At 62.8% G+C, this 6,943-nt stretch carries 5 protein-coding genes; all 5 read left to right on the top strand.

Features of this window, described 5'->3' with window-relative positions; genetic code table 11:
• The first annotated feature begins 416 nt into the window (after positions 1-416).
• The 5 genes from AC3WLE_RS28070 to AC3WLE_RS28050 all read left to right on the top strand — a co-directional run bounded on the left by AC3WLE_RS28070 (position 417) and on the right by AC3WLE_RS28050 (position 6,942).
• Positions 417-3,026, top strand: coding sequence for a type VI secretion system Vgr family protein (locus AC3WLE_RS28070; RefSeq protein ID WP_492356791.1), 2,610 nt, complete (start codon positions 417-419; stop codon positions 3,024-3,026).
• Positions 3,016-4,842 carry an esterase/lipase family protein gene (locus AC3WLE_RS28065; RefSeq protein WP_492356790.1) on the top strand — a complete coding sequence of 609 codons (1,827 nt, stop codon included), beginning with the start codon at positions 3,016-3,018 and terminating at the stop codon, positions 4,840-4,842. The genes AC3WLE_RS28070 and AC3WLE_RS28065 overlap by 11 nt, the downstream gene beginning before the upstream one ends.
• Positions 4,839-6,053, top strand: a complete 1,215-nt coding sequence (locus tag AC3WLE_RS28060) for a T6SS immunity protein Tli4 family protein (protein WP_492356789.1) — start codon at positions 4,839-4,841, stop codon at positions 6,051-6,053. The genes AC3WLE_RS28065 and AC3WLE_RS28060 overlap by 4 nt, the downstream gene beginning before the upstream one ends.
• On the top strand, positions 6,050-6,196 hold the full coding sequence (locus tag AC3WLE_RS28055) for a hypothetical protein (protein ID WP_492317694.1): 147 nt from the start codon (positions 6,050-6,052) through the stop codon (positions 6,194-6,196). The genes AC3WLE_RS28060 and AC3WLE_RS28055 overlap by 4 nt, the downstream gene beginning before the upstream one ends.
• Positions 6,197-6,297: 101 nt before the next feature.
• Complete coding sequence (locus tag AC3WLE_RS28050) at positions 6,298-6,942, top strand: TetR/AcrR family transcriptional regulator (RefSeq protein WP_492356788.1); 645 nt, start codon at positions 6,298-6,300, stop codon at positions 6,940-6,942.
• Position 6,943 lies beyond the last annotated feature (1 nt).

Here is a 6,943-nt window from a genome sequence, read left to right as displayed (position 1 = left end):
AACAGGTCCGTGAAACAGCTCCGCGCCGATGATAGTGCGGATTCCCGTGTGAAAGTAGGTCATCGCCAGGCTCTTATTCCCAAAACCCCTCGACAGCGTGTGCTGCGAGGGGTTTTGTCTTTGGTGGTCCGGAAAACGTTCTGGCAACTTTCGACAAAATGTGCGCTGGCTACCCGGCGAGAGAGCCGCCCTTGATCGGGCTTCCGATCATCGGGGCTGGGCGGCACTGCTGGCAGCAGCGGAAAATGCTGCATGATGGCTAGGAATCGTCTTAATTTGCTGTGGCTTGGATAAACGTTGCAATCTTTGACACGTGTAACGTCCGTTTTGCGGATAACATCGCCTGCGCTCCGCAGATGGTGCTTCGCGCGTAACACGGGTGCCATGCGGTAATCCTCTCTCAGGAGGCCGCTCGCATGGGTATCCGCGACAATCTGCCTTTTCCCGCCCGCACCGTCACGGTCTCCGGCCCCGCCTTGCCGGAAATTCTCGGGCAATCCCCCTTCACCTTCGTACGCCTGGAGGGCAAGGAAGGCGTCTGCGGCCTGTTCGAATACGACATCGAACTGAAAACGCCAGACAAGGCCTACAACTTCCACGGCCCGGAAGGCAACTTCGACTTGCGCGAGATGAACGGGCGCGAGCTGACCGTGCATATCGAACTCGACGGCATGGGTACGGGGTTGGCGGGACACATTGGCGCAGGCACGCGCGAGATCAGCGGCATTGTCGATCGTGCCCGCTACCTGCGCGCCGAAGGGCGGCACTTCGTCTACGGACTGACGCTGCGTCCCTGGCTCTGGATCGCCTCCCAGAACAGGAACAGCCGCGTCTTCGAGAACCGCACCGATATCGAGATCATCGAAGAGGTCCTGTCTGCGTACTCCTTTCCGGTTGAGCGCAGGCTCGACGTGGCGAAATACCCCAGACGGGTCTACCGCACCCAGTGCGACGAGAGCGACTACACCTTCATCGCCCGCCTCATGCAGCACTGGGGAATATCGTGGTTCTTCGAACATTCTGACGGCAAGCACCGCCTGGTTCTGGTCGATCACGTCGGTGGTTATTTCAGCATGCAGAGCGAGGCGTATCAGGTGCTGGAAATCCTTCCGCCTGGCGTCAGGGTCGATCAGGAACACCTCGATGCTTTTTCGGTCGTCGATGCCGTGGTCGCAGGCAAGTACACGACCAATGCCTACAGCTTCACCCAGCCGCGCGGCAACCTGACCGCCTGCAGTTCGGACCCGCGAGACACGGGCCTGAACACTGGCGCGCTGCACCAGGAAGTGTACGACTTCCCTAGCGAGCATGCCCAGCCGGCCACGGACAACCGCCCGTGGGACGAAGGCGACATGATCGCGCGCATCCGCATGGAGGAGATCCGTTCGCGCGGCCTGCGCTGCTTTGGCACCGGCAACCTGCGCGCGGTGGTGCCCGGCTGCACCATGCACGTGAAGGGACACCCCCAGCAGGCGGCCAACCGCGAGTACGTGGTGCTTGGCGCCAGCCTCAGGCTGGAAGACGTGGCCGAAGCCTCGGGTGAAGGCCAGCGGTGGCAATGCCGCGTCGAATTCGAGTGTCACCCCACCCATGAGGTCTTCCGCCCGGCACTGAGCATCCCGTGGCCAGTGGTCACTGGCCCGCAAAGCGCGGCGGTAGTTGGCCCCGAAGGCCATACCGTATGGCCCGACCGCTTCGGGCGCGTGCGCGTGCAGTTTCCGTGGGACCGCTTCAACAAGATGTCCTGCTGGGTGCGCGTGGCGACGCCATGGGCGGGTTCGCAGTACGGCCAGGTCAGCATCCCGCGCATCGGCAGCGAAGTGCTGGTGATGTTCCTGGACGGCGGTGATCCGGACAAGCCCATCGTGATGGGCGCGGTGCCGAACAGCCTCAACATGCCGCCGTGGCAGCTACCGCATCAGCATGCGCTGACCGGCATCCGCAGCCGTGAGCATGATGGCTCCAGCAGCGGTCATCTGGTGTTCGACGATACCAAGGGGCAAATCCAGTCCCAGCTGTCTTCGGACTACCAGCGCTCGCAACTGAGCCTGGGCTACCTGAGCCGCATCGAGGACCACCGGGGTCGCCAGGATCATCGGGGCAACGGCTTCGAATTGCGCACCGATGGGCACGGTGCCGTGCGCGGCGGCGATGGCCTGCTGATCAGCACCGAGGCCCGGCCCGATGCCAGGGCGCACCACAAGGACATGGGCGAGACGGTTGACCGGCTGCAGCAGGCCCAGCATGCCCACGACATCATGGGCCAGCTCGCGCAGCACCATCACGCGCAGGATGAGGAACAGCAGGACGTCGCCAAGGCGCTCAAGGCCCAGGATGAAGAAATCCGCGGTTCGGGCGAGGTCAATGGCGAGTTGACCGCGCCTCATCTCGTCCTTGCGTCGGCAGCAGGATTGGCCGCGACGACCGCCAAATCCACCCAATTGCACAGCGGCGAGCATCTGGCTGTCACGACTGGCAAGCACGCATCCATCGTCAGCAGCGGCGGCATCTTTGCCAGCGCGGCGCGACGGATTGCGCTGTTCGCGCACAGCCTCGGCATACGGCTGGTGGCCGCCACGGACCACATTGCGCTCGAAGCGCAGGATGGCGACATCAAGGGCACCGCCAAACGCAACATTCATTTCCGCGCGCTTGGCGACATCGTTCTCGAGGCCGACCAGGGCATTCTGTTGAAGGTCGGACAGACCTATATGCGCGTGACTCCCTCGCAGATCGTCGAGGGCATGAGCGGGGTAAGGCAGATTCACGCGACCGATTTCAGTGTCGATGGCCCGGATGGCATGAACCCCAGCGCCCTGGCGCTACCGCAGAGCGATTTCGATCAGGAAGTGTACTTGCATCTGCCCGACGGCTCGCCCGCCAGGAACCGGAAATTCCGCCTGACGCAATCCGACGGCAGCGTGATCGAGGGCGTCACCGGCCCCGATGGGCTGACCAAGCTCCAGCAAAGCCAGGGCGCCGAAAACATCATGATTCAGATTCTGGAGTCCGCAAGTGGCCGCTGATCGCATCCATCTGAAAACCGGCGAAGAAATTGGCGGGCACGCCGGAGCCGTCGTTGCACTCACACCTTCGACCGACACGCGCCGCGTCAGTCTGCCGGTGCCGCCTGACAAGGTGATTCCGGTCATCTTCCTGCCGGGCATCATGGGGAGCCACCTTCGCATGAGCCGGAAGCGGCAGGAGGATCTCAAGCGCGATGACAACATTGCCTGGCGGCCGGATGACACTGGGGACACGCTTGCCCGCCGCAACGACTCTCCGGGCCGGCGGCAAATGAACTTCGATCCCGACGAAACCGAAGTGGACCGTTACGAGATCACCGAGGACGCCGGAAGGTTCGACATGACCGGCAAAGAGACGGTCAATTCCGACAAGCGGCACGGCAACGTCCCCGATGGGCTGCCCGATATCGGCTTGCTGATGAGCGCGCCACTGCCGCCTGCCGCCGAGCAGTGGAAGGCCAGGCGCGGCAAGCACGAGGCCACCGCCGCGCAGAAGGCCCGCTGGCGCGGCTGGAGCGAAGTCATGTTCGAGACCTACGGCGAGGTGATCAAGCTCATGGAGGCTCACCTGAATGACATGCTGGTGGCCAGGGATCTCTCGCCGACCTGGAAGGAGGGCAAGAAGGTGGAAGTGCTGGGCGTCACCCCCGCCTATTGGGGCGGCGCCGGCGATACGCTGACCGAGGCCGATGTCCTGCGCGTGGCGAACTGCTGGTATCCGGTCTACGCGATGGGCTACAACTGGCTGGAAAGCAATGGCACGTCCGCAAAGAAGCTGGCCAGGCGCATCGACGAAATCATCGGGATGTACACGGCCAACGGGCGGCAGTGCAAAAAGGTGATCGTGGTCACGCACTCGATGGGTGGCCTGGTGGCTCGCGCACTGCTGCATCCGGACTACGGCAACGCGCAGGACAAGATTCTCGGCGTCTACCATAGCGTCCAGCCTGCGCTCGGGGCCGGGGCGGCCTACAAGCGCGTGCGCACAGGGTCCGACGTGCAGGACAATCTGGTTGGGAACATTGCCCGCAATGTCATGGGCAGAACGGGCAAGGAAGTGACGGCGGTATTTGCCAATGCCTCGGGGCCGCTGGAGCTGCTGCCGACCGCCTCCTATCCGCGAGGATGGTTGCGTCTGCAGACCGGCGACTACCGGCAGGCCATGGCGCTGCCGATTACCTCGGATGCACCGTTGAAGGCGTATCTGAGCGATCTGGACTTGCATCAGAAGCTGGGCGTGGACAAGCCTGCGCCGCCGATGGCGGTGGGCGATCCGGTCTACGATATCTACACGCGCAATCCTCAGGCATGGTGGCGGCTGCTGAATCCGGAATGGATTAATCCGGCAGATAAGGATCTTAGAGGGGCGGAGCCGTACGCACTTGCGAAGAAGCGGATTGCCGCCGCGCAGCTTTTCCACAAGAACATCAAGGACCTGTACCACCCCACGACCTATGCCAGCTACGGCGAAGACAGTTCGCAGAAGTCCTACGGCAGCGTGACCTGGCGGGCGGAGACGGCCGATCTGGCGCCACATGGCGACCCACTCACGTGGACCATCGAGAGCGAGGATGCCGAGGGCCGCATCGTGGTGCGCACCAAGAGCAGACAGCCGCTGACACTTTGCCTGGAGCCACCGATTGACGCAGGTGACCAGACGGTGCCTGCCAAGGCGTCCGCCGAAGCCGTGCGCGGTACGCTATTCCGGCAAACTGGCTACGAGCATCAGGGCAGCTATCAGAATGACCAGGTGCTGGCGAGCGCGCTGTATTCGATCATCAGGATTGCCAACACTGCGACATGGTGGGGCCAATGACCCGCCGCGGCTTCACCAAGGTCTTGGCTGGCCTGCTGCTCGCGGGCTGCCAATCGTTTGCGTATCCGGAGAACAAGATGTCGGAACCCGTTGCGCTGTCGCCGCGCCTGCAGACCCTTTTCGCCAAGACCAAACCGGTGTGCTTTGGCCGCTATGTGATGGAAGTCCCGGTCGAAGCCGAGATGCTGTGGGGATTCCGGGAGTTTCCCGGCAAGATTATTACGCACGTCGGACAAGCGGAGCGCTTGAAAGAACGAGCGGAGTCATTTCGCCGCGAGATTCTTAGTAAGGATCGAACTGCCAAGATTAGCTATTTTGGTCAGGCGGCGACTTCGCGAAGCTGGGAAATTCGATATTTTGAAGACCAGCTCTCGATCGACTACGGGGTGGAAATGAAGCATACCTTCGTAGCATCTGGTTCGAATCTGTTCGAGTGGTTTACTGGTGGCGATAAGCTCGCCCCCTTAGTGCGTGGTATCCGGGCACGCGACAACGCAGACATCCCCACGACCCCCGGCGTCTGCATCGACCACGGCTTCGTCGCGGACGCGTCCGGCAGCTATCAGGAGATCTTTGGCGCAGGCATTCGGCTGCCCAGCCTGCCCGATGTCAGCTTTTCGGTGGACTCCAACAAGCTGGCCAGCGTGGACGGCGAACCTGGTCTGCTGACTTCGATTGCCGAGCAAAGGAAGTACCTGGGTAGCCGCTACCCGAAATTGACGACCCTGCGCGAGGGCAAGCGCACGGTCGGCGTCTGGCAAGGGGAAGAATCGCTGGTCCGCCGTGCGGATGGCACGCATGACTTCGAGTGGGAAGCTGTTGGCAGGGAGCGAACGACGCTGCATCCAGCGGTGATCGGCGCCAAGATGTACACCAAGGTGGCGGCCAATCGCATCGGCGCTGCGGATCAGGCCTCGCTGACGGACGAGGAAGCCGTGGCCCTCTGGGACAGGCTGCTGGATGGTGTGCGCTTCCGCGTGAACGCACCGCCGACGCAGACCGGCGATCCGGTCACGGTGCGCCCAGGCGAAACCACACCTCTGTCCGGCATCTGGCGCGCCTCGCTTCCGACCGGACACCCTCAGGCGGATTGGGTGGCCAGCAAGTCCGGCATCCTGCGGCAAAAAGGGATGCCGATGATCCGCTTCGGGCTTTCGCCATCTGATGAAGCGCTGGTTGTCTGGACGTGGATGGGCGAGGCCAGCACATGAGCCGACGCATCATCGCGGTTGACGATATGACCGACCATGGCGTGGTGGGCACGGGTTTTTCCAAATACCAGCTCCAGGGGCGCGCCGTGGCGCGGCCGCATGACGAGGTGGATTGCCCCAGAATACGCCCACGCCACAAGTAGCCCGCACCCAATTCTGGGTGCCCGCAACTGCATACCGTAAAGATAGCCGCGATGACCAGGATCGTTTGACTTTTTAAGACGACTGGTCATATTATTTAGCCATGGCACGCACCGCAGACAAGACCGACATCCCTGACCGCCTGACGAAGGCAGGGCGCGAACTGTTTTCGCGCCACGGCTACAACGCCACCGGCATCCAGCAGATCACCGACCACGCCGGCGTGCCCAAAGGCTCGTTCTACAACCATTTCGAAAGCAAGGAAACGTTTGCCGCGGTCATCGTCGCGCAGTACGCGGACTACCTGCAGCGGTCGTGGGAAGCCATGATGGAGGCCGCGCCGCCAGAGCCGATGGCGGCAATCCGCTACGTCTTCACCCAGATGATTGCCTACCACCTGTCCAGGACGGTGCAGGCAGGGTGCCTGATCGGCAACTTTGCGGCGGAGATTGCCTTGTCGAGCGACACCTGCCGGACCGCCCTGCAGGCAGCCCAGATGGCCTGGCGCGAACGCCTGGCCGGCATGATCAGCCAGGCCCAGGCGCACGGCGCAATCCGTACGGACATTGCGCCTGCCGACCTCTCCGGGCTGGTCTGGGATGCCTGGGAGGGCGCCTTGCTGCGCATGAAGCTCGAACGCTCGGTCGAGCCGCTGCGCCGCAGCGTCGACCTGATGTTCGACCACCTGTTCCAGCCGGCCGCTACCAACGTTGTGGCCGCTGCAAGCCATAGACCAACCACGGAGTAAG

This window comes from Cupriavidus sp. FW306-1B-F12B (assembly GCF_058781795.1).
The sequence above is the reverse complement of the archived record's forward strand: the minus strand, read 5'-3'. Positions and strand labels throughout refer to the sequence as shown.